Source organism: Devosia sp. (assembly GCF_035944845.1).
Lineage (GTDB): Bacteria > Pseudomonadota > Alphaproteobacteria > Rhizobiales > Devosiaceae > Devosia_A.
In genome coordinates this window covers 1-20526 of record NZ_DASZAW010000021.1, presented here as the reverse complement: position 1 = coordinate 20526, position 20526 = coordinate 1, and the positions used below count along the sequence as shown (strand labels likewise).

21 protein-coding genes and 1 riboswitch are annotated in these 20526 nt (G+C 66.1%); of the genes, 12 read left to right on the top strand and 9 right to left on the bottom strand.

Annotation, left to right across the window (positions count from 1 at the left end; all coding sequences use genetic code 11):
* Positions 1–115: 115 nt before the first annotated feature.
* From VGV07_RS03490 to VGV07_RS03480, 3 genes are all read right to left on the bottom strand, one after another.
* Entirely contained in the window at positions 116–550 is a 435-nt protein-coding gene (locus VGV07_RS03490; protein WP_326867299.1) for a Fur family transcriptional regulator, read from the bottom strand.
* Positions 551–553: 3 nt separating this feature from the next.
* On the bottom strand, positions 554–1360 hold the full coding sequence (locus tag VGV07_RS03485; protein ID WP_326867298.1) for a metal ABC transporter permease: 807 nt from the start codon (positions 1358–1360) through the stop codon (positions 554–556).
* Between the two features lie 179 nt (positions 1361–1539).
* A complete protein-coding gene (locus VGV07_RS03480; protein WP_414649907.1) occupies positions 1540–2364 on the bottom strand; it encodes an ATP-binding cassette domain-containing protein in 825 nt (274 codons plus the stop codon).
* Positions 2365–2483: 119 nt separating this feature from the next.
* On the opposite strand from VGV07_RS03480, the gene VGV07_RS03475 reads away from it, so the two are divergent.
* Together VGV07_RS03475 and VGV07_RS03470 are read left to right on the top strand one after the other, a co-directional pair.
* The gene (locus VGV07_RS03475; RefSeq protein ID WP_326867297.1) at positions 2484–3470 is read left to right on the top strand and encodes a zinc ABC transporter substrate-binding protein; all 987 of its coding nucleotides are present in this window, start codon (positions 2484–2486) and stop codon (positions 3468–3470) included.
* A gap of 180 nt (positions 3471–3650) precedes the next feature.
* Positions 3651–4559, top strand: a complete 909-nt coding sequence (locus VGV07_RS03470) for an NAD(P)/FAD-dependent oxidoreductase (RefSeq protein WP_326867296.1) — start codon at positions 3651–3653, stop codon at positions 4557–4559.
* Here VGV07_RS03470 and VGV07_RS03465 read toward each other — a convergent pair.
* Together VGV07_RS03465 and VGV07_RS03460 are read right to left on the bottom strand one after the other, a co-directional pair.
* Entirely contained in the window at positions 4534–4890 is a 357-nt protein-coding gene (locus tag VGV07_RS03465) for a DMT family protein (protein WP_326867305.1), read from the bottom strand. The genes VGV07_RS03470 and VGV07_RS03465 overlap by 26 nt on opposite strands.
* Before the next feature lie 68 nt (positions 4891–4958).
* Positions 4959–6152, bottom strand: a complete 1194-nt coding sequence (locus VGV07_RS03460) for an NAD(P)/FAD-dependent oxidoreductase (protein ID WP_326867295.1) — start codon at positions 6150–6152, stop codon at positions 4959–4961.
* A gap of 67 nt (positions 6153–6219) precedes the next feature.
* Here VGV07_RS03460 and VGV07_RS03455 point away from each other — a divergent pair, with 67 nt between their 5' ends.
* From VGV07_RS03455 to cobW, 5 genes are all read left to right on the top strand, one after another.
* On the top strand, positions 6220–6699 hold the full coding sequence (locus tag VGV07_RS03455) for a MarR family winged helix-turn-helix transcriptional regulator (RefSeq protein ID WP_326867294.1): 480 nt from the start codon (positions 6220–6222) through the stop codon (positions 6697–6699).
* 89 nt (positions 6700–6788) lie between these two features.
* Entirely contained in the window at positions 6789–7388 is a 600-nt protein-coding gene (locus VGV07_RS03450) for a hypothetical protein (protein WP_326867293.1), read from the top strand.
* A gap of 21 nt (positions 7389–7409) precedes the next feature.
* Positions 7410–7632: riboswitch (cobalamin riboswitch) on the top strand.
* Positions 7633–7666: 34 nt separating this feature from the next.
* Positions 7667–7849 (top strand): CbtB domain-containing protein, encoded by a 183-nt coding sequence (locus VGV07_RS03445; RefSeq protein ID WP_326867292.1) that lies wholly within the window; start codon positions 7667–7669, stop codon positions 7847–7849.
* A gap of 22 nt (positions 7850–7871) precedes the next feature.
* On the top strand, positions 7872–8639 hold the full coding sequence (locus VGV07_RS03440; protein WP_326867291.1) for a CbtA family protein: 768 nt from the start codon (positions 7872–7874) through the stop codon (positions 8637–8639).
* Entirely contained in the window at positions 8636–9703 is a 1068-nt protein-coding gene (gene cobW / locus VGV07_RS03435) for a cobalamin biosynthesis protein CobW (protein ID WP_326867290.1), read from the top strand. Before VGV07_RS03440 ends, cobW begins: the two co-directional genes overlap by 4 nt.
* Here the strand turns inward: cobW and VGV07_RS03430 are convergent.
* The gene (locus VGV07_RS03430) at positions 9700–10914 is read right to left on the bottom strand and encodes an acyltransferase family protein (protein ID WP_326867289.1); all 1215 of its coding nucleotides are present in this window, start codon (positions 10912–10914) and stop codon (positions 9700–9702) included. The genes cobW and VGV07_RS03430 overlap by 4 nt on opposite strands.
* A gap of 152 nt (positions 10915–11066) precedes the next feature.
* On the opposite strand from VGV07_RS03430, the gene VGV07_RS03425 reads away from it, so the two are divergent.
* The 3 genes from VGV07_RS03425 (at position 11067) to cobO (ending at position 16616) form a co-directional block, all read left to right on the top strand.
* Positions 11067–11909, top strand: coding sequence for a LytTR family DNA-binding domain-containing protein (locus VGV07_RS03425; protein ID WP_326867288.1), 843 nt, complete (start codon positions 11067–11069; stop codon positions 11907–11909).
* Complete coding sequence (locus VGV07_RS03420) at positions 11906–15865, top strand: cobaltochelatase subunit CobN (protein WP_326867287.1); 3960 nt, start codon at positions 11906–11908, stop codon at positions 15863–15865. The genes VGV07_RS03425 and VGV07_RS03420 overlap by 4 nt, the downstream gene beginning before the upstream one ends.
* Before the next feature lie 142 nt (positions 15866–16007).
* The gene (gene cobO, locus VGV07_RS03415; protein WP_414649906.1) at positions 16008–16616 is read left to right on the top strand and encodes a cob(I)yrinic acid a,c-diamide adenosyltransferase; all 609 of its coding nucleotides are present in this window, start codon (positions 16008–16010) and stop codon (positions 16614–16616) included.
* 313 nt (positions 16617–16929) lie between these two features.
* Here the strand turns inward: cobO and VGV07_RS03410 are convergent, their stop codons facing one another.
* The 3 genes from VGV07_RS03410 to VGV07_RS03400 are packed head-to-tail and all read right to left on the bottom strand — an operon-like array spanning position 16930 to position 17948.
* On the bottom strand, positions 16930–17262 hold the full coding sequence (locus tag VGV07_RS03410) for a cupin domain-containing protein (RefSeq protein WP_326867285.1): 333 nt from the start codon (positions 17260–17262) through the stop codon (positions 16930–16932).
* A complete protein-coding gene (locus VGV07_RS03405) occupies positions 17262–17723 on the bottom strand; it encodes a hypothetical protein (protein WP_326867284.1) in 462 nt (153 codons plus the stop codon). The genes VGV07_RS03410 and VGV07_RS03405 overlap by 1 nt, the downstream gene beginning before the upstream one ends.
* Before the next feature lie 54 nt (positions 17724–17777).
* On the bottom strand, positions 17778–17948 hold the full coding sequence (locus VGV07_RS03400; RefSeq protein WP_326867283.1) for a hypothetical protein: 171 nt from the start codon (positions 17946–17948) through the stop codon (positions 17778–17780).
* Between the two features lie 214 nt (positions 17949–18162).
* Here VGV07_RS03400 and VGV07_RS03395 point away from each other — a divergent pair, with 214 nt between their 5' ends.
* Complete coding sequence (locus VGV07_RS03395; RefSeq protein WP_326867282.1) at positions 18163–19035, top strand: ABC transporter substrate-binding protein; 873 nt, start codon at positions 18163–18165, stop codon at positions 19033–19035.
* Positions 19028–20335, top strand: coding sequence for a dicarboxylate/amino acid:cation symporter (locus VGV07_RS03390; RefSeq protein ID WP_326867281.1), 1308 nt, complete (start codon positions 19028–19030; stop codon positions 20333–20335). The genes VGV07_RS03395 and VGV07_RS03390 overlap by 8 nt, the downstream gene beginning before the upstream one ends.
* Positions 20336–20526 lie beyond the last annotated feature (191 nt).

Genomic DNA, 20526 nt, shown 5'->3' with positions numbered 1-20526 from the left:
CCTAAGAATGGGGAGGGAGACCAAAACACCAGCCTCCCAGTGGGCGTCTCCCTCCCCTTGTTTAGGGGGAGGGGACAGGGGTGGGGGTCCACAGCCACCGGCCGCTGATAGGGGCCTAAGCGGCCTTTTGGCACTCCGCACACCGCCCGCGCAGTTCGATCGTCGTCCGCTCCAGCCCGAAGCCGGTCTCGCCGGCCCAGGCGGCGAGCCGTGCCGTCACCTCCGGATCAGCGAACTCATCCACCCGTCCGCAGCTCGAGCAGATGGCGAAGGCTGCCGTGCCGCTGGTGCGGCCGTGGCAGTTGGCATCGGCGCAGCAGACGAATGCGTTGAGCGATTCCAGCCGGTGCGCCAGCCCGTGCTCGACCAGCTTCTCCAGCGCCCGATAAACCTGCAGCGGGGCGCGAAGGCCTTCCTCGCGCAGCCGGTCGAGAATGTCGTAGGCCGATAGCGGGGCATCGGCATTGTTGAGCGTCGTCAACACCAGTTCCTGGTTGCGCGTCAGGTCGCGCGGCCGTTCGTGATGGTGGGCTTCGTGGCTATGGGCCATGGCTCAGGCCTCCCGTTTGGCGCGCCACAGGCGGACCGGCAGCGCGATGGAAATGAGAAACAGCACGAGTGCCGCAACGACGATCGACGGGCCGCTGGGGGTATCGAAGCGCAGCGAGCCGAACAGCCCGCCCGCCACCGCCAGTGCCCCGACCCCGGCCGAAATCAGCGCCATCTGCTCGGGCGTGGCGCTCAGCCGCCGGGCCGTCGCGGCCGGAATGATCAGCAGGGCCGTGATCAGCAGCACGCCGACGATTTTCATGGCGATGGCGATCACCGAGGCGAGCAGCAGCATGAAGACGATCCGCGTCACCTCGGGCCGCATGCCCTCGGCTTCCGCCACTTCGGCATTGACCGTCGCCGCCAGCAGCGGCCGCCACAACGCGGCGAGTATGGCAAGGATCACCAGCCCGCCGAGGTAAATCACCACGATATCGCTGGCCGACACGGCGAGGATGTCGCCAAACAGGAAGCCCATCAGGTCGACCCGGATGCCGCTGAGGAAGGCCACCACGAGGCCGATGGCCAGTGCAGAATGGCTGAGAATGCCGAGCAGCGCGTCGGTCGACAGCGCCTGCCGCCGCTGCAGCAACAGCAGGGCGCCGGCCACGGCGGCGGCGATGATGAAGACGCCCAGCGTCATGTTGACCTGCAGCACCAGGCTCAGCGCCGCCCCGAGCAGCGCCGAATGCGCCATTGTGTCGCCGAAATACGCCATCCGCCGCCACACGATGAAGCAGCCGAGCGGCCCGGAGACCAGCGCCAGCCCGATCCCGGCGATGATCGCCCGGGTGAAGAAGTCCTCAAGCATAGGCGCTGTCCTCGACGGCCCAGGCCGCAGAGCCGGTGCAGGCGGCCCCCCACCCCTGTCCCCTCCCCCCATTGGGGGGAGGGGGACGATAGCCCCGATAGTTGTGCGATGGTCTCCCTCCCCCTTCTGAGGGGGAGGGGGCAGGGGTGGGGGTCGGCGTCCACAAGACTATCTGAAACTCACCCATGTGAATGTCCCTCGTGCCCCTCATGCTCGTGCACATGCTCGTGTGCCTCGACGATCCGCCCGTCCGCTTCCTCTACCCGCCCGTCGGGCAGGTGGGTGTGGTCGTGGTGGTGCTGGTATACCGCCAGGGCATTGGCCGCACGGGCGCCGAACAGGCTGAGATATTCGGGGCTCCGCGCCACCGATTCCGGCGTGCCACGGCAGCAGACGTGGCCATTGAGGCAGATCACCGTATCGGTCGCTGCCATCACCACATGCAGGTCGTGGCTGATCAACAGGATGCCGCAGCCCGTTTCGTCGCGGATCTTGCCGATCAGGTCGTAGAGCGCCACCTCGCCCGAGAAATCGACGCCCTGTACCGGCTCGTCCAGCACCAGCAGGTCGGGCTTCCGGATCATTGCCCGCGCCAGCAGCGCCCGCTGGAACTCGCCGCCGGACAGGTGCTGCACTTCGGCATGGGCGAGATGCGCCACCCCGGTTGCGGCGAGCGCCGCATCGATCTCGGCTTTCGGATAGCTGCCGGTCAGCGCCATCAGCCGCCGCACCGTCAGCGGCATGGTCCAGTCGATCGAGAGTTTCTGCGGCACGTAGCCAATCCTCAGGCCCGCCTTGCGCGACACCGTGCCGGCATCGGGCTTCAGCACCCCGGTCACCAGCTTCGCGGTGGTCGATTTGCCTGAGCCATTCGGCCCGATCAACGTGACGATCTCGCCCTTGCGGATCGTCACGTCCACGCCCTCGACCAGCCAGCGGCCATCCCGCCGCACCCCGGCGCCGGCCACATCCAACAGCACCTCGTGCCCTCGATGCGCATCCATGAAATTCACGATTCCGTCTCTTGCTGACGTTCTATCATTACGTTATAGCGTAACACATCGATAGCGTAATGTCATAACATATCCCGCATTCGAGCTGTGTTTCAAACTGGGGTCTTCCGATGCAGAAACCATTCTTCCTGGCCCTCGCCGCGGCGCTCAGCTGGCCCAGCCTGGCGCTTGCCGAGGTGCCGAGCGTCGTCGCCACCATCAAGCCGCTGCACGCCCTTGTCGCCGCGGTGATGGGAGATCTCGGAACCCCTGCGCTCATCGTCAAGGGCGCCTCGTCGCCGCATAGTTACAGCCTCAAGCCATCCGATGCGCGGGCCCTGCAGGCCGCCGACCTGGTGTTCTGGACCGGTCACGGGCTCGAGCTCTTCCTCGAGGATTCGATCAATACGCTGGCGCCCAAGGCCACCATCGTCGAGCTGAGCGAAGCGCCCGGTATCGAACTGCTGCCGCCGCGCGAGACCGGCACGTTCGAACACCACGATCACGGTGAAGAGCATGGCGAAGAGGCCCATGAGCATGAGCACGAGCATGGCGAGGAACATGGCGAAGAAGCCCATGAACATGAGCACGAGCACGGCGAAGAGCAGGACCTGCACTTCTTCCTCGACCCCGCCAACGCCAAGGTGATGGTCGCGGCCATTGCCGACAGCCTCGCAGCCGCCGACCCCGAGCATGCCGATACCTATCGCGCCAATGCCGCAAAACAGAACGCCGACCTCGACGCCCTGATCGCCGAGACGGAGGCCAGCCTCGCGCCGATCAAGGATCGTCCCTTTGTCGTCTTCCACGATGCCTACCAGTATTTCGAGAAGCGCTTCGGGCTGAACGTCGCCGGTTCGGTTACCCTCAGCCCCGAAATCGCTCCCGGCGCCGACCGCATCAACGAGATCCGTTCGAAGCTGAAAACCCTCGATGCCGCCTGCGTCTTCGCCGAGCCGGTATTCGAGCCGCGCATCGTCAACGTGCTCACCGAAGGCACCACCGCCAAGCAAGGCGTGCTCGACCCCGAAGGCGCCAATCTCGATGAAGGTCCCGGCCTCTACCGCCAACTGATCGAGAACCTCGTCACCAGCCTCAAGGCCTGCCTCGCGCAGTAACCCGAGCGGGCCGCCGCGGCCCGGCGGCCCATCCTTCCCGCGCTACCGGCGATATGGCTGGGGCGGCACTGCCTGCAGCATTGTCGTGGCCGATGACCTCGGCCGCAGCCACCAGTGATGCGCGGAGCCGGCCCGGATTATCTCGCCACCCTGCCATTCCATCTTCAGAGGATCGACCGGATGTACGATGTCATTATCATCGGCGGCGGCTTTGCCGGCCTCGCCGCCGCTACGCAACTGGGTCGCGCCCGCCGCAAGGTGCTGGTGCTCGATACTGGCAAGCCCCGCAACCGCTTCGCCGCCCATTCGCATGGCTTCCTCAGCCGCGATGGGGCCGCGCCGGGCGACCTGCTGGCCGAAGCCCGTCGCCAGCTCGAGACCTACGGCACTGTCGAGCTCCGCCAAGCCGAGGCCATCGCTGCCGCGGGTGAGCTCGACGGTTTCAGCATCGAGCTCGCCTCACACCAGCGCCTCGCCGCCCGTCGGCTGATCATCGCCCACGGCGTCTCCGACGATACCAGCGGTATTCCCGGCATGGCCGAATGCTGGGGCAAGACTGTGCTGCATTGCCCCTATTGCCACGGCTACGAGGTGGCTGATCGTCGCCTCGGCCTGATGCTGCGCGAGGGCGACATTCCGCATCTCGCCCGCTTCTTTTCCGAGTGGACCAACGACCTGACGCTGTTCGCCAACGGCGCGCCGGTCGACCCGATCGTTCGTGCTGCTCTTGCCGACATGCACGTGAAACTGGTGGATGAAGCCCTGGTGCGCTTCGAGCATCGCGATGGCGTGCTGCAGTCGGTGGTCACCACCGCCGGCTCCGTGCCGCTCGATGCCATCTTCGCCCACGCGCCGATCCGGCTCGCGAGCAATCTCGGCATCCAGCTCGGCTGCGAAACCAAGGCCGGCATGGCAGGCGACTTCTTCGCCGTCGATCACCTGCAGCAGACCAGCATTGCCGGGGTCTATGCCGCCGGCGATGCAGCCAGGCCGATGCACAATATCAGCTTCGCAGTCGCCGATGGGGCAGGGGCCGGGGTCTTCGCCCACCAGTCCCTGGTCGCTACTTCAGCGGCCCCCGGAAAATGAAGAACGCTCCGGCGAAGATCAGCAGGAAGCCGACCGCGTGGTTCCAGGTCAGCTTCTCGCCGAGGACGAACACCGCGAAGCCGGCGAACACCGTGAGGCTGATCACCTCCTGGATGGTCTTGAGCTCGGCCGCGGTATAGGCGCCGTAGCCGATACGGTTGGCGGGTACCGCCAGCCAGTATTCCACCAGCGCGATACCCCAGCTGACCATCACCGCCGCCCACATCGCCATATGCGGGAACTTGAGGTGCCCATACCAGGCGACGGTCATGAACACGTTGGAGCCGATCAGCAACAGGATCGGCATCACCGTCTGGAAGGTGAAGGGCATCGGGGCACCGGTTCGAATCATTGGCTACGCCATTGATCGCCGGGCCCTGTGTCGGCCGCAAGGCCTGCTCAGCTTGGCTGCACCAGCGGCGTGGCGTCGGCGCGGAAGGCGAACAGATGCTCCTGCCCGCGCTGGCCGAGCGGCACGAACAAAGGCAGCACCAGGTCGCGCACCCGGCGCGCCAGCCAGCTCTGGGCCTTCTTTGGCGTGCCGCCCTGCCGGCCGAGCCGCACCGCGGCCTCGACCCGGTCGCGCCGCAGCGCCTCGAAGCGGCGGAAGGCGCTCTCGGGCGTCGCCTCGGCGTCGAGGCAGGCTGCCAGCACCAGGGCGTCCTCGAGCGCCATCGAGGCGCCCTGGCCGGAATGCGGCGTCACCGCGTGGGCCGCGTCGCCGATCAGGATGACTCGCCCCTTGGACCAATAGGGCAGGCTCGGCACGTCATAGTCGGGATAGATCCGGCTGACCTCGGGGGCCGCTGCGGCGATGATCCGCCAGTTGACTGAGGGGTCGCTGCGGTGCAGCGCCTCGAAATAGCCCGGCGCCGCCTGCCGATCGATCAGTTGCGCCTGCTGTTCGTCGGCGGGAAAACTGTTGAACCAGTAGACCGGACTACCCGGGTCCTTGATATAGCCGAAGAACGCTCGCCGCCCGAACGTCATCAGCATCCGCCCGTTCGTCGGCGGCACATCCGGCACTTCGACAATGCCGCCGCTGCCCAGCAAGCCGTTGTAGGCGGGCGCCGGCAATCCTGGCATGGCGAGGCTGCGCACGCTCGAGCGCAGGCCGTCGGCGCCCACCAGCACGTCGAAGCTGTGCGTCACTCCGTCGCCGGTGGTCACTGCCACCCCCGTCTCAAGGTTGGCCACGGCGCCGACCGGCATCTCGAAATGGATCGGCACCCCTGCGGTGCGCGTTGCTTCGAGCAGGATGGCGCCGAGCGCGCCGCGCCGCAGCGTCACCGAGGGGGCCCCGAACTGCGCCGTGTGGCGAGCATAGTCGACGGTGCCGAGGGGCCTGCCGTGCTCGTTGTGGAGGACGATGGCCCGGGTCTCGACCCCGTTCCGCAGCGCCTCCGTCGCAAGGCCGAGCCCGCGCAGTGCATTCATCCCGTTGGGTGCCAGCGTCAGGAAAATCCCCTCGTCGATCACCTGCTGCTCGGTGCGCTTTTCGAACACCACGGGCGAAAAACCCCGCCTGACCAGCGACAAGGCCAGGCCGAGCCCGGCCGAACCTGCACCAACGATGCCGATACGTGCTTTCATTCTTGCCTCGTGCGTTCGATGCCGCATATCATGCGGCCGTCGTATTATTCGATGGACAGATAATTAGATGATCGAAGTAAATGCGTCAAGGGACGAGAAGGCAGAGCTCGTTCAGCGGCTCGGCACCCTCATCGTGCGTTGGCAGGAGGCGACGCAACGCTATGACGAGGAGGTCGGCGCCATATTCCAGCTCGGTCCGGCCGAACGGCTGTGTCTCAGCTTCCTCACCAGCGGTCCGCAGACCGCCAGCGCCATTGCCCGCGCCACCCGGCTCACTCCCGCTGCCGTCACGTCGTTGATTGATCGGCTTGAGGCCCGCAACTTCGTCCGGCGCCAGCCCGATCCGCATGATCGCCGCAAGGTGCTGGTCGAGCCGGCCGAGGCGACCGTCGCGCTGATCAGGCGCGCCTACGAGCCGATGGCGATCGAGGGCGCTGCCACCCTGGGCAAGCGCAGCATCGAAGAGTTGCGGCTCCTCAGCGAGGTGATCGAAGAGGTGACGGAAATCCAGAACCGGATGACCGAACAGCTTCAGTCCGGCGGTTGATCCATGCCCATCGGCGCCCAGCTTCCGCCGCAACGCCTGCCCAGACTCACTGCGTTCCGCTAGATTCGGTGGATCAACGGAGGTTGACGATGCGCGCACTGCTCCTGTTTCCGCTGTTGCTGCTGGCGGCTCCCGCCATGGCTGCCGATATCGCCTGCGAGGGGCCGTTCGCCGCCGACAGTTCCGAAGCCCGGCTGATCGAAGCCTTCGGCAAGGACAACGTGGTGACCGGCGATGTTCCCGGCCCCGAGGGTTCGACCGTCCTCGCCACCACCATCTTCCCCGACGATCCCTCCAAAACCATCGAGTTCGGCTGGTGGGATGAGGAAAAGCACGAGCGCGTCGCCTATTTCACCGTGCCGCCGGGTGACACGGCGCCGGGCGGCCTCAAGCAGGGCCTGACCGTCAAGGAAGTCGAGGCGCTGAATGGCGGGCCGTTCCAACTCTACGGCTTCTTCTGGGATTATGGTGGCGCCGCCGTCTTCGAGGGCGGCAAACTCGAGGCCGCAACCGACGCTTGCTCGGTCAGCGTCCGTTTTGCCGTCGGCGACTACCCGGCCGATCTCAATGTCGATGCCATCTCCGGCGACATGCAGATCTCCTCAAGCGAGCCGCTGCTCGAAAAGGTCGATGCCCGCGTCGACACGGTCACCGTCGGCTACCCCGATTCTGCTGCCGCGGAAGATTGACCGCGCCCCCTTCAGCGGCGTAACGATAGCGGCGACGTTGGTTCCTCAACCCCGTTCGGGCGAGGGGATCAAAAGGGAACACGGTGCGGCGTACCCATCAGGGACCAAATCCGTGGCTGCCCCCGCAACTGTAAGCGGCGAGTGTCTCCGACTATGCCACTGATATCCCCCTGGGGGATGTTGGGAAGGCCGGAGAACACGGTGACCCGCGAGTCAGGAGACCTGCCAGCGTGCAACCGGGGATATCCCCATTTCATCCGCACGGAGGGTGCAGGCTTATGAATACTCAGGTCCAGACGGCATCGATCGCCCGTCTTTCTGTCTCGCAGCGGCTCATCGCAGGTGTGCTGGCACTGTTCATCGGCTTCGTCCTCGTCGGCGGCGTCGGCTTTGCCAGCGACATGGCCATCCACAATGGTGCGCATGATACGCGCCATGCGCTTGGCTTCCCCTGTCACTAGCTCCTGAACCCTCGAGACATCGATGAAACTCTTCCAGCGAATCTTCTTCGCTGCGGTCCTTGCCGGACTCGCAGCCGGCTTGGCCATGAGCGCGGTGCAGCAATGGCGCGTCGCGCCGCTGATCCTCGCCGCCGAGGTGTTCGAGAATGCCGCTCCCGAGGCGCCTGCCGTTGCCGAGCACAGCCACGATGCCGGCACGCCCGAGCACTCGCATGAGGCCGCCGCGCCGGCGCATGAGCATGATGAAGACGCCTGGGCGCCGCAGGATGGCGCCGAGCGCATCTTCTACACGGTGCTCGCCAACCTCCTCGGCTGCATCGGCTTCGCCTTCCTGCTCGCCGCGGTTTCTGTCCTCTCCGGCATCGAGATCACCGCGCGCAACGGCGTGATCTGGGGCCTTGGTGGCTTCATCGCCCTGCAACTCGCCCCCGCCTTGGGCTTGCCGCCCGAACTGCCGGGCATGCCTGCCGCCGATCTGGTAGCCCGCCAGGTATGGTGGGTCGGCACGGCTCTCGCCACCGGCGCCGGCATGCTGGCAATTGCAAAGCTGCGTAACTGGACCGGCATCGTCATCGCGGCCGTGCTGATCCTTGCCCCGCATGTGATCGGCGCGCCGCAGCTTGCTGGTGAGCACGCCAGCGCCGTCCCGGCCAATCTCGCCACCAGCTTCGCTGCCGCGACGCTCGCCACCGGCGCGCTGTTCTGGCTCATCGTTGGGCCGTTGTTCGGCTGGTTCAACGAGCGTTTCGCCCGCTCCCCCGCCTTCGCCCTGAAAGGTGCCCACGCATGACCGAACTCGCCAGTTCCAAGATCCCCGTTACCGTCATCACCGGCTTCCTCGGCGCCGGCAAGACCACCCTGGTCCGGCACCTGCTCGCCCATGCCAAGGGCAAGCGCATCGCGCTGATCATCAATGAGTTCGGCGAGCTCGGCGTCGATAAGGAAATCCTCGCCGGTTGCGGTGATGAAACCTGCCGCGAGGAGGACATGATCGAGCTGAGCAACGGTTGCATCTGCTGCACCGTCGCCGACGAGTTCATCCCCACCATGCAGGCGCTGCTCGAGCGCGAGGATCGGCCCGACCACATCGTCATCGAGACCTCCGGCCTGGCGCTGCCGCAGCCGTTGATCCGCGCCTTCAACTGGCCCGAGATCAAGTCCGAGGTCACCATCGACGGCGTCGTCACCGTTGCCGATGCCGCTGCACTGAGCGAAGGCCGCTTCGCCAATGACGAACAAGCGGTGGATGCACTCCGTTCCGCCGACGCCATGCTCGACCACGAGACGCCGCTCGGCGAGCTGTTCGAGGATCAGCTGATCGCTGCCGATATGGTCATCCTCAACAAGGCCGACCTCGTCACCGACGCTGAGCTCGATACCATCGAAGCCCACCTCAAGGCCGAGATGCGTCCGGGCACCGGCGTGGTCCGCGCCCGCAACGGCCATGTCGATGTCGCGGCGCTGCTCGGCATGGGGCTCTCGACGGAAGACAACCTCGCCGGACGCGAGAGTCATCACGAGCTCGAGCATGGTGGCGAGGGTCACGAGCACGACGACTTCGACTCGTTCTCGGTGACCCTCGACGGCGTCACCGGCAAGGATCACCTGCTGGCGACGATCGAGGCAACCATCCGCGCCCATGACGTGCTTCGCCTAAAAGGTTTTGCCGCGCTGCCGGGCGCCCCGGCCCGCCTCGCCATACAGGCGGTCGGACCGCGCGTCACCGCCTATTTCGATCGGCCGTGGAAGCCGGGCGAGAGACGCCAGACCGCGCTGGTGGTGATCGGGGAATCGCCGCTCGACCACGCGGCGATCACCCGCAGCCTCGAGGCGGCCGTCGCCGCGGCAGCCTAGCCCGTTACTGCCACCTGCCGCGCGGGCCGAGATGGTTCGGCCCGCACCGGCAGCCCGAACAGTGGCCGCAGCGGCGGAATACGCTTGATTGCCTCGGTCAGCACCACGCAGCCGACAACCGTGGCGGTGGTGATGATTGCGGCCTCCAGCCACACCGGCAGCAGCAGGCCGCCGACCCAGAACCCTACGGCCACGATGAGGGTCTGATGCAGGATGTAGTATGGAAACACCGCCCCGGTGAGGAAGCGCAGCATCTTGCCGTTGCGGTTGAGGGTGCGCTGCGCCAGCCCGAGCAGTGCGACGATCGTTGCCCACATGAACACCGTGCGCACCACCATCACCAGCGTCGCGAGACCTGGCTCGGCGCGCACCGCGCCCCAGTTGAGCCGTGCCGCCGCCAGCACCACCAGCAGCGCCAGCGCCAAGGCGACTGCCGCTCCGAAACGGCGCTGCACCGCGCGCCAAAATGCCGGGCTCTTGGCCGCAAACCAGCCGATCAGGACGATGCTGCAGAGCTCGGCATGGTTGGCCCAGTCATTGTAGAAGGCATGGGTCGAGGGGAAATGCGGCGCCAGCAACGAGGCGTAGCCGATGAACGGCAGGGTCGGTACCAGCAGCAACCGCCAGCCGAATGCCCCGCGTCCGAGCCACTCGAACAGCGCTTCGGCAGCGCCGTCGAGGCGTCGCAACAGCGGCAGCAACGCCACCACGACGAGCGTGTAGGCAAGGATGTAGACCAGATACCAGAGGTGGTTCCAGGTCGGCGTCAGGATCGAGAATTCCATGTCGAAGTCGAGATACTGGCCGTAGAACGCCCAGAAGTCCGAACCCGTCTCGCCATTCGAATAGAGCTCGAAATAGGCCTGCGGCGCACACACCACCAGCATGCCGAAAGCGATCGGTGCGAACAGCCGCATGAAGCGCCGCGGCACGAACTGGCTGAGCCGGCTTTTGTCGATGGCAAAGCGCAACGCGATGCCCGAGATCAGGAACAGCAGTGGCAGCCGCCATGGGTTGAGCAGCGCCATCACCGGCTCCAGCCACGGCCCGGCATGCGGGCTTTTCACGTGCCAGTCCCACGTCACGTAGAACATGCCGATGTGGTAGAGGATCAGCAGGCCGAAGGCTATGACGCGCAGCCAGTCGAGATCGTAGCGGCGCTCCGAACCGGAAGCCTGATTGGTGATCGTGGGAAGGGTCTGTGCTGACATGATGGCTCCAACCGCTGAGCGATTTGCAAGGGCTTCAGGGCTAGGGCAGGGCGCCCTGTCGCCCAATCGCGCTGGTGCGAGCGGCAAGCCGGCGGGACGAGCGGCGACCTGCGCCGACGGCCGTGGGACCAGCGGCGGCCCATGGGTGACCTATGGCGGCTGAGCTCACCGGCGAAGCCGCGCTGGAGCGCCGTGTCGCGCGCCGCGTCTGGGTCACCATGACGTTGTTCCTCGTCGCCATCGGCGTCCTCAACGCCCTCGGCATCCTCACCGAGGCGCAACGCGAGGGCCGGGTGCTCGACCCCCGCGTGCCGTTCATCCTCGAACTGTCGAGCGTCCTCGCCATGGTGGCGCTGGCGCCGCTGGTCATCCTGTTCGAGCGCCGCGTGCCCTTCACCGCCGAGACCTGGCGTTCTTCCCTCTGCTGGCACGCCCTTGGAAGCATCGTGTTTTCGTTGCTGCACATCGCACTGTTCATCGTGCTGCGCATCGCCGCCTTCGGCGCGATCCTCGGCTTGAGCTACAGCTTCTTCACCGACCCGCCGACCGACCTGCTCTACGAGTACCGCAAGGACATCTTCCCCTATGCCGTGCTGATTCTGATGCTCGGCCTGCAGCGCAGCCTCGAGGAGCATCGTCGTGAAGCCGAAGCGGCGCGGGCCGATGCCCGCCAGACCGGTAAGCTCACCCTCAAGGCCGGCGGCCGCACCATCTTCCTCGATGCGGCATCGCTCGATTGGGCCAGCGCCGCCGGCAACTATGTCGAGATCCGCGCCAATGGCGCCACCCACCTCGCCCGCATCAGCCTCGCATCGCTCGAACAACTGTTGAGCGATGCCGGCGTCGACGTCGCCCGGGTACACCGCTCACACCTCGTCAACCGCGCCAAGGTGCGCGAGATCGCCCCGGTCCGCGACGGCGATTTCCGCATCCGCATGGCGGATGGCTCCGAACTCCGCGGCTCGCGCCGCTACCGCACGTCGTTACCGGCATGATGCACCTGCTCTCCGCCCAGGCTGGCGCTCTGCAACAGGACGGCGAGGCCATTGACCTCGCCCAGACCCCGGCGCCGCTCATCTTCGCCTCCGCCGCTGACAGCGAGTTGGCCATGCTGGCTGGAGCGGCCGATCGGGCCGGCATTTCCGATCTGCGCCTCGCCAACCTCCTGCGGCTCAGCCACAACCTCTCGGTCGACCTCTGGCTCGACCAGACCGTGCAGCACGCCCAACTTGTGGTTCTTCGGCTGCTCGGCGGCGCGGCCTACTGGCAGTATGGCGTCGACGAGCTGACCGCCCTGGCGCTGAGCGGCAAGATCCAGCTCGCCCTGCTCCCCGGCGACGCCAACCCCGACCCGATCCTGCAGCAACGCTCCACCATCCATCCGGACGACTGGAGCAAGCTGCACAGCCTGTTTACTGCCGGCGGGCCTCAGAACGCTGACGCCCTCCTTTCGGCTTTCGCACAGCTTGCGCAGTCGTCACCCTCCCCCTCGCGGGGAGGGATCAAGGGTGGGGGGAGCCCCACACTCGATATCCAGGCTGCCCCCAAACCCTTCCACCGCTTCGGCCTATGGCATCCGGCGCATGGCATGCTCGACGCGCTCCCCGCCTCGCCGCATCCGAACGTCCCCATCCTGTTCTACCGCGCTGCCCTCGAGGGTGCCGGCACCGCGACGCTCGAAGCGCTGATCGCCGAACTGCAAGCGCGGTCGCTCAACCCGGTGCCCATCGTCGTCTCGACGCTGAAGGAGGGGGCCTGCATCCGCTTCGTGCAGGCGGCGTTCGCCGCGTATCCGCCGAGCGTCATCCTCAACCTCACCGGCTTCGCCTTGGGCCTCGATGGCCTCGACGACAAGCAGAACCCTTTTGCCGGCACCGACGCCCCGGTGATCCAGCTGCTGCAGGGAGGTCGGCCCGAAGCGCAATGGGCTGCCGATATCCAGGGCCTCACGGCGAAAGATCTCGCCATGCAGGTGGTCCTGCCCGAGCTCGACGGCCGCATCGGCATGCTGCTGGTCGGCCACAAGCACGACGCGGTGTGGCACGAGCGCACCCAATGCCCGCTCTCCGCCTACGCCCCCGACACGGACGGCATCCGCCGAGCGGTCTCGCTGGCGCAGAACTGGACGGCTCTGCGGGCCACGCCGCGCGCCGAGCGCCGCGTTGCAGTGGTCCTCGCCAACTACCCCATCCGTGATGGGCGGTTGGCCAACGGCGTGGGGTATGACGCACCGCAGTCGACGGTGGAGATTTTGCGGGCGCTGGAGGGGGCGGGGTATCGGTTCGGCCCCTCACCCGGCGCTGCGCGCCACCCTCTCCCTCAAGGGGAGAGGGAAGATGGAGGCGAGATCGTGCCGCATCGCCCCTCTCCCCTTGAGGGAGAGGGTGCCTCGCGCAGCGAGGCGGGTGAGGGGCAGTACCCCGCCACCGGTAACGACCTGATCGAACTGCTCCAGTCCGGCCCCACCAACGCTCACCCGGAACGCGGCAGCGGCATTCCGTGGCTCGTGAATCGCTACCGCGCGCTCTTCGCCGCCCTCCCGGCCAAGATCCAGTCCGAGGTTACCGCCCGCTGGGGCGATCCCGCCGCCGATCCGTTCGTGCGCGGCGACACGTTCCACCTTCCCGCGGTCCGCTTCGGCAACGTCGCCGTCCTGGTCCAGCCGGCCCGCGGCTATCACCTCGACGAGACTGCCAGCTACCACGATCCGGACCTCGTGCCGCCGCACGGCTACCTTGCTGCCTATCTGTGGCTGCGGCACGAGTTCGCCGCCCATGCCGTGATCCATAACGGCAAGCACGGCAACCTCGAGTGGCTGCCGGGCAAGGCCACGGCGCTCGACGCCGCGTCTTATCCCGCCGCGCTCTGGGCCGAGCTGCCGCAGCTTTATCCGTTCATCGTCAACGACCCCGGCGAAGGCACCCAGGCCAAGCGCCGGACCGGCGCGGTGATCATCGATCACCTGGTGCCGCCGCTCACCCGCGCCGAAACCTACGGGCCGCTGAAGGACCTCGAAGCGCTGCTCGACGAGTATTATGCCGCCTCCGGCATGGACCGCCGCCGCCTCGCCGGGCTCAGGAAACGCATCCTCGATTTCACCCGCGACACCAGGCTCGACCGCGATATCGGCCTCGTCCCCGACGAGTTCGAAACGCTCAGGCGCATCGACACCTTCCTCTGTGACCTGAAGGAAGCCCAGATCCGCGACGGCCTGCATGTGTTCGGCCAATCCCCCACCGGCCGCCTCGAGCGCGACCTGATCGTCGCCCTGGCGCGGGTGCCGCGCGGTGAGGGACCAGGGGATGCCTCGCTGATCCGGGCGTTGGCCGATGATCTGAAGCTTGGGTTCGACCCGCTGACAGCGGATCTGGGCGCAGTTTGGACGGGTCCGGTGCCGGTTGCTCCCCCCCTCCCAACCTCCCCCGCAAGGGGGGAGTTGCCGTTCGGTGGAGCCCGCCCGATTTTGCCACAAACACCAGCCGGCACCCTCCCCCTTGCGGGGAGGGTTGGGGAGGGGGGCGCCGCTCGCACCGTCGGCGATGTGGTCGAACGTCTCGAAAACCTCGCCGCTGAACTCGTCGAGGGCGGACAACCCGAACCCGATTGGCACGCCACCTCGGCTGTACTGGAGACGATAGAACACGTTATCCGCCCGCGCCTCGCCGCCTCCGGCCCGAACGAGCTCGCTTCCCTCCTCCTCGGCCTCGACGGCAAGTTCGTCCCACCCGGCCCTTCCGGCGCCCCCTCGCGCGGCCGCCTCGACGTGCTGCCCACCGGGCGCAACTTCTACTCCGTCGATATCCGCGCCGTGCCCACCCCGACCGCCTGGGAGCTCGGCCGGAAATCTGCCGAGAACCTGCTGGTCCGTCACTTCCAGGATCACGGCACGCCGCTGCGTTCCCTTGCGCTCTCCATCTGGGGCACCGCCAATATGCGCACCGGCGGCGACGACATCGCGCAGGCCCTCGCCTTCATCGGCGCCAAGCCGGTCTGGGACCCGTCCTCGCTCCGCCTCTCCGGTTACGAGATCATCCCCTTGGCGAAGCTCGGCCGGCCGCGTGTCGACGTCACCCTGCGTATTTCCGGCTTCTTCCGCGATGCCTTCCCGGCCCAAATCGCGTTGTTCGACAAGGCGGTCCGCGCCATCGGCGCGCTCGATGAACCCGAGGACCAGAACCCCATCGCTGCCCGCATGCGCACCGACGCGCTGGCGCTGATGAAATCCGGCGCCGATGATCGCGCTGCAGCGCTAGGCGCCGGCCACCGCATCTTCGGCTCGAAACCCGGCGCCTATGGCGCGGGCCTGCAGGGCCTGATGGATTCCGGTAACTGGGAGACAAAGGCGAACCTCGCCGAGGCATTTCTCAACTGGGGCCAATATGCGTACGGCGCCAATGCCGACGGCACGCCGGAGCGCGATCGTTTCGCTGCGCGCCTCTCCGACATCGAGGCGGTGGTCCACAACCAGGACAATCGCGAGCACGACCTGCTCGACAGCGACGATTACTACCAGTTCGAGGGTGGCCTCGCCGTCACCGCCGAGACCCTGACCGGCCGGGCCCCGGCCGCCTATCACAACGACCACTCTCGCCCGGAGCGGCCGCTGGCCCGTACGCTGGCCGAAGAGATTTCGCGGGTCATGCGCTCCCGGGTCGTCAATCCGAGATGGATCGATGGGGTGAAGCGCCATGGCTACAAGGGCGCCTTCGAGATCATCGCCACCGTCGACTACATGTTCGCGTTCGCCGCGACGACCGGCGCGGTCGCGACCCACCACTTCGATCTCGCCTTCGAAGCCTTCGTCGAAGACGATGCAACGCGTCGGTTCATTCAGGCCAACAACCGCTTCGGCTATGACGAACTGATCGAAAAGTTCAACGACGCCCGTCGGCGTGGCTTCTGGACGCCCAGGTCGAACTCGGCCTACCAGTGGCTTGGATCGTCCGGATGATCCAACACACCCGATTGTCATCCCTACGAAAGCAGGGACCCAACTCTCATCCAGCGGCGGCGGCGACATGGGCCTTCGCAGCAATGACATCCTCGGCTTGGAGCACACGATGACGGATAGACCGGCCAAGAAGACCGACCTGATGAGCGAAGCCGAGCGCGATGCCTATCATGCCGAAAAGATGCGGAAGAAGAAGGAGGCGCGGAACAAGATCCTCGCCACCAAGACCGAGGAGCGCGGCCTGCTCATCGTCCATACCGGCAAAGGCAAGGGCAAGTCGACCGCCGCCTTCGGCATGGTGTTCCGCGCCATCGGCCACGGCTTCAAGGTCGGGGTCGTGCAGTTCGTCAAGGGCGCCTGGAGCACCGGCGAGCGCGACGTGCTCGACAGGTTCCCCGATCAGGTGACCATCAAGGCGATGGGGGAGGGCTTTACCTGGGACACCCAGGACCGGCAGCGCGACCTCGCTGCCGCCCGCGGCGCCTGGGAGATGGCCAAGGAATTGATCGCCGACGAGAGCTACAAGCTCATCCTGCTCGACGAGCTCAACATCGTGCTGCGCTACGACTACCTGCCGCTCGACGAGGTGCTGGAGGTGCTGAGGAACAAGCCCCGCGACACCCACGTCATCGTCACCGGCCGCAATGCCAAGGACGAGATCATCGAACTGGCGGACCTCGTTACTGAAATGACCGAGATCAAGCACCCATTCCGCTCTGGGGTGAAGGCGCAGGCGGGGATCGAGTTTTAGGGGCTGAACGCGCTCCTCGAGGACTTGGAGGCACGCTGTATCTTGACCCACCGCATGTCATCCCAGCGAAAGCTCATAGGCGCTAAGTTATGGGGCTCCCGGTGCTTCGGAGCTGCGCTTATCGGCGAACTTGCCATAAGGCAGCACCCCAAAACTCGGTGTCATCCCTGCGAAAGCAGGGACCCAACTCACACCCCGCGCCAGCTGATAGATGGGTCCCTGCTTTCGCAGGGATGACAGCCGGTGAGGAGGAGAGGTGGTGCCTTCCATTGCCACTCCCGCCACGTCTGACTAGAAGAGCAACGGCCGAACCCTACTCCAGCCACCGCGTATCGAATTTCGGGCTGGCATGGATGTGGATGCTCTTCATCGGGCCGAGCGTCCTGAACTTGTGCGGTGTGTTGGCCGGCACCACCAGGATCTGCCCCGGTCCGGCTTCGATTTCCTCGTCGCCGACCGTGAACACGGCGCGCCCCTCCTCGACGATAAAGGTCTCGGGGTAGGGGTGGGTGTGTAGCCGCGGCCCGGATCCGGGCTCGATGCTGTCATGCAGGATCACCGTGACATTGGCCTCGCCGCCCTCCCACTCGCCGGATTGGCGCGTCGGGTGCATGGCCCAGTCCTCGCGTTGATAGACCCGGGCCATCAGCACCCTCCCTTCAGACTTTGCACCAGTTGCTCCACCACCGGCTCCATCGTGCCGAGGTCGACCGCCGAGTATTCCAGCCGGAACGCCGCATAGGCGCCGTCGCACAGCGCGATCATCCGCTGGTAGAGGATGCGCTTGCCCTGCGCGCCCGAAAAGCTCGCCCAGCTCGGCGTCACGGCTTCGTAGCTGATGGTCCAGCCGTCAGCCTCGACAAAGCCCTTGGATGAGCCGACTTCGCCTTCGAAGCTGTCTTCGGTGATATTGCCGCCCCACACCAGGAGCTTGCTGGCCCCGCCGCGGAAGGCGCGGCCATCGCCATTGTCGGCCTCCTTGCCCCATTCGAACCCCGGCGGCACGTCGATGGTGTAGCCGAAGCGGGCATTGTCATACTGGCCCCAGTCGGTGGCGAACACCGGGGCGGCAAGGACGATGAAAAGAAAACAAATCAAAGCGCGCATGGCGGTGAAGATCACCCGCCATGCGCCAGCCTGCAACCTCAAACCCGGCAGGTCTCAGGCGCCTTTCATCATCACCGCGGCAGCGAGCACGATGAACGCGACGATCAGGATCCAGAATGCGTAGGTACCAATGAACGCTATCGAGAATAACTGCCCAATCAGCGCAACGACTGCGATGACGACGGCGACGATGAACATGGTCTGGCTAGGCGCATTGAGAGTCATGAGAGATCTCCTGGGTCATGCACACCGCCAGACCTTAGGCGCGCCGCTGAATCGCGGCCATGCCACGCCCGGGGCTTTGCACAGCTTGTACCGCAGCGACCGCTGAGGCTCCGGGACGATCAACACTCACTGACAAAACTCGATTTTCATTGTTCGGCCGACAATTCCACGACAATACTCGCTCAGAATATCGGGCCTTGGGGAACTCGAGTAAGTGTTTGTACCCGAATTGGAACGGCTTGTTCGCGCCGTATTACTGTTGATCTGGGGCAGTCTGCTGGCGCTTCTGCTGTCCCTGCCGGCCTACGCGCAATCCTCCGCCATCGCCCGCATCCAGGCCACCGGCAAGCTCACCGTCGCGGTGTTCTTCGAGGATGTGGTGCCGTTCTTCTATATCGGCCCGGAGGGCAAGCTGGTCGGCGTCGATCCCGCTATCGCCGAGGACATCGCCGAAAAGCTCGGCGTGACGCTGCAATACAACCGCGCCGCCACCACCTTCGACGGGCTGATCGACGAAGTGGTCGAGGGCCGCGCCGATATGGCGATCAGCCTCCTCAGCGATACGCTCGAGCGCGCCGCGCGCGCCAGTTTCTCTCAGAGCTATGTCAGCGTTCGCCAGTTCCTGTTGATCAATCGCCTGCAGCTTGGCCGCCTTGTCGCTGCCGACCCCGAGCGCGCCAACGATATCCCGGCGTTGCTCAACAATCCGCAGTCGCGCATCGGCGTGATCGATGGCACGTCCTATGTCGGCTTCGTCGCCGAGGATTTTCCCGAGGCGCAGAACGTTGCCTTCGGCACCTGGCCGGAAATGCTTGCCGCGGTAAAATCCGGCGACCTGGTGGCGCTGATGTATGACGAGATCGAGATCGGCAACTGGCGCCTCGTCGATTCCGCCGGCGCCGTCGAGCTCAGGCCCTACCACCTCGCCGGCCACCCCGACACCATCGCCATCGCCCTGCCGCCCGGTCAGACCGACCTCAAGGCCTGGGTCGATCTCTACCTCACCAAGGCCAAGGGCAACGGCTTTCTCGATGGCGTGCTCAACGAGTACCTCTATTCGAAAGACAGGGCGCTGATCGATGGCTGAGGCACTGAAGGGCCGCCTTGGCCGGCTATTGCTCCACCCGGTGGCAATCTTTTCCGGGCTGGTCGCCGGCGGTGTGCTTGGTTGGCTCGACCAGGGCCAGCTGCCGGTTATCGGCACGCTCGGCGACATCTACATCCGCCTGTTGCAGATGTGCGTCATCCCGCTGCTGTTCACCGCCGTCGCTACCAGTCTCAGCCGGCTGTTCCTCGATGGCGCCGCCAATCGCTATTTCACCCGTCTGGTGCTGCTGACTATCGGCGGCCTTGCCCTTGCCGGCACCCTTGGCGTGGCGCTGGGCTATTGGGGCCAGCCCGGCGGCGAGTTGCAGCTCGCCGCGCGCGAGGTCATCGGCAAGGTGATCTTCACCGCCGAAGCTGCCGGCACCGGCGTCGACACCACCCATGCACAGGGTGTTTTCTCGGACCTCGTGGTCGGCATGTTCCCCGAGAACATTTTCGGCGCGCTGACGACCGGCAACAAGATCGCCATCCTGATGTTCGCCGTGCTGTTCGGCGTGGCGCTCGGTTCGATCGCCCGGGAGAAATCCGAGCGCGCCACCGCCTTGCTCGAGGCGTTCTACGACACCTTCATCAAGATCATCGAGTGGCTGATGTATGTGCTGCCGTTCGGCCTGTTCTGCCTCGCCTACAGCCAGGTCTCGGCCGTCGGGCTCGATGTGCTGTTCGCCATGACCAAGCTGGTGGTCTTCATCTATGCCGGCGCCATCGTTCTGATCGCGCTCTACTCGGTGCTGATCTGGTGGCGGGTCGGCGGCAGCTATCTCGCAACGCTCGGCGCTATGCGCGAGACGGTGGTTGTCGCCTTCGGCACCTCCAGCAGCTACGCCTCGATCCCATCGGCGCTGCGCGGCCTCAAGGAAGGCCTGCGGCTCGATCGCCGCGTCGTCGACCTGGCCCTGCCGCTCGGCATCACCCTCAACCCGCCCGGCTCCACCTTCCATTTCGCGCTGGCGACGTTGTTCCTCGCCAATCTCTACGGGCTTGCGCTCGATCCCGGCCAGATGGTGTTCGTGCTGTTCGGCGCCATGCTGGCCGGCGTCGCCGCCACCGGCGCCCCGGGCGTCGCGGCGCTGTCGATGATCTCGATCATCCTGGTGCCGCTCGGCCTGCCGGTCGAAGTGGCGATCATCCTCCTCGTCGCCATCGATCCGATCGTCGACCCGATTCTCACCGTGGTGAACGTCCAGGGCAATGCGGCGACGACGGCGCTGCTGGCGGGGAAGCCGGAGCCTGCCGAGGACCCATCAGCGGAAGCGGCAAAGTCACCGACCGCGGTGTAGGCGCTTAAGGGGCTATCGCATACGGGGAACTCAGGCACGGGTGGCTCCCGCGACCCCCTTGCATGTTGATTCTCGCCGACTCGTAGCAGGTTCGGTGATCCCCGGTCGGTGGCCGCCGGCCGGGGATCGGATGGGCGGGACCGTCACCCCCTGGGCATAGCACCGTAAGAGAGCTTGGTCCGTTCGTCCGT

What these genes read in the sequence shown, in the direction of transcription:
- VGV07_RS03410 (WP_326867285.1), bottom strand. Translation starts at nt 17,262, where the DNA reads ATGGCCCGGGTCTATCAACGCGAGGACTGGGCCATGCACCCGACGCGC.
- VGV07_RS03430 (WP_326867289.1), bottom strand. Translation starts at nt 10,914, where the DNA reads ATGTCAGCACAGACCCTTCCCACGATCACCAATCAGGCTTCCGGTTCG.
- VGV07_RS03420 (WP_326867287.1), top strand. Translation starts at nt 11,906, where the DNA reads ATGATGCACCTGCTCTCCGCCCAGGCTGGCGCTCTGCAACAGGACGGC.
- VGV07_RS03455 (WP_326867294.1), top strand. Translation starts at nt 6,220, where the DNA reads ATGATCGAAGTAAATGCGTCAAGGGACGAGAAGGCAGAGCTCGTTCAG.
- cobW (WP_326867290.1), top strand. Translation starts at nt 8,636, where the DNA reads ATGACCGAACTCGCCAGTTCCAAGATCCCCGTTACCGTCATCACCGGC.
- VGV07_RS03475 (WP_326867297.1), top strand. Translation starts at nt 2,484, where the DNA reads ATGCAGAAACCATTCTTCCTGGCCCTCGCCGCGGCGCTCAGCTGGCCC.
- VGV07_RS03450 (WP_326867293.1), top strand. Translation starts at nt 6,789, where the DNA reads ATGCGCGCACTGCTCCTGTTTCCGCTGTTGCTGCTGGCGGCTCCCGCC.
- VGV07_RS03480 (WP_414649907.1), bottom strand. Translation starts at nt 2,364, where the DNA reads ATGGATGCGCATCGAGGGCACGAGGTGCTGTTGGATGTGGCCGGCGCC.
- VGV07_RS03390 (WP_326867281.1), top strand. Translation starts at nt 19,028, where the DNA reads ATGGCTGAGGCACTGAAGGGCCGCCTTGGCCGGCTATTGCTCCACCCG.
- VGV07_RS03440 (WP_326867291.1), top strand. Translation starts at nt 7,872, where the DNA reads ATGAAACTCTTCCAGCGAATCTTCTTCGCTGCGGTCCTTGCCGGACTC.
- VGV07_RS03490 (WP_326867299.1), bottom strand. Translation starts at nt 550, where the DNA reads ATGGCCCATAGCCACGAAGCCCACCATCACGAACGGCCGCGCGACCTG.
- VGV07_RS03460 (WP_326867295.1), bottom strand. Translation starts at nt 6,152, where the DNA reads ATGAAAGCACGTATCGGCATCGTTGGTGCAGGTTCGGCCGGGCTCGGC.
- VGV07_RS03465 (WP_326867305.1), bottom strand. Translation starts at nt 4,890, where the DNA reads ATGCCCTTCACCTTCCAGACGGTGATGCCGATCCTGTTGCTGATCGGC.
- VGV07_RS03425 (WP_326867288.1), top strand. Translation starts at nt 11,067, where the DNA reads ATGGCGGCTGAGCTCACCGGCGAAGCCGCGCTGGAGCGCCGTGTCGCG.
- VGV07_RS03470 (WP_326867296.1), top strand. Translation starts at nt 3,651, where the DNA reads ATGTACGATGTCATTATCATCGGCGGCGGCTTTGCCGGCCTCGCCGCC.
- VGV07_RS03445 (WP_326867292.1), top strand. Translation starts at nt 7,667, where the DNA reads ATGAATACTCAGGTCCAGACGGCATCGATCGCCCGTCTTTCTGTCTCG.
- VGV07_RS03485 (WP_326867298.1), bottom strand. Translation starts at nt 1,360, where the DNA reads ATGCTTGAGGACTTCTTCACCCGGGCGATCATCGCCGGGATCGGGCTG.
- VGV07_RS03405 (WP_326867284.1), bottom strand. Translation starts at nt 17,723, where the DNA reads ATGCGCGCTTTGATTTGTTTTCTTTTCATCGTCCTTGCCGCCCCGGTG.
- cobO (WP_414649906.1), top strand. Translation starts at nt 16,008, where the DNA reads ATGAGCGAAGCCGAGCGCGATGCCTATCATGCCGAAAAGATGCGGAAG.
- VGV07_RS03400 (WP_326867283.1), bottom strand. Translation starts at nt 17,948, where the DNA reads ATGACTCTCAATGCGCCTAGCCAGACCATGTTCATCGTCGCCGTCGTC.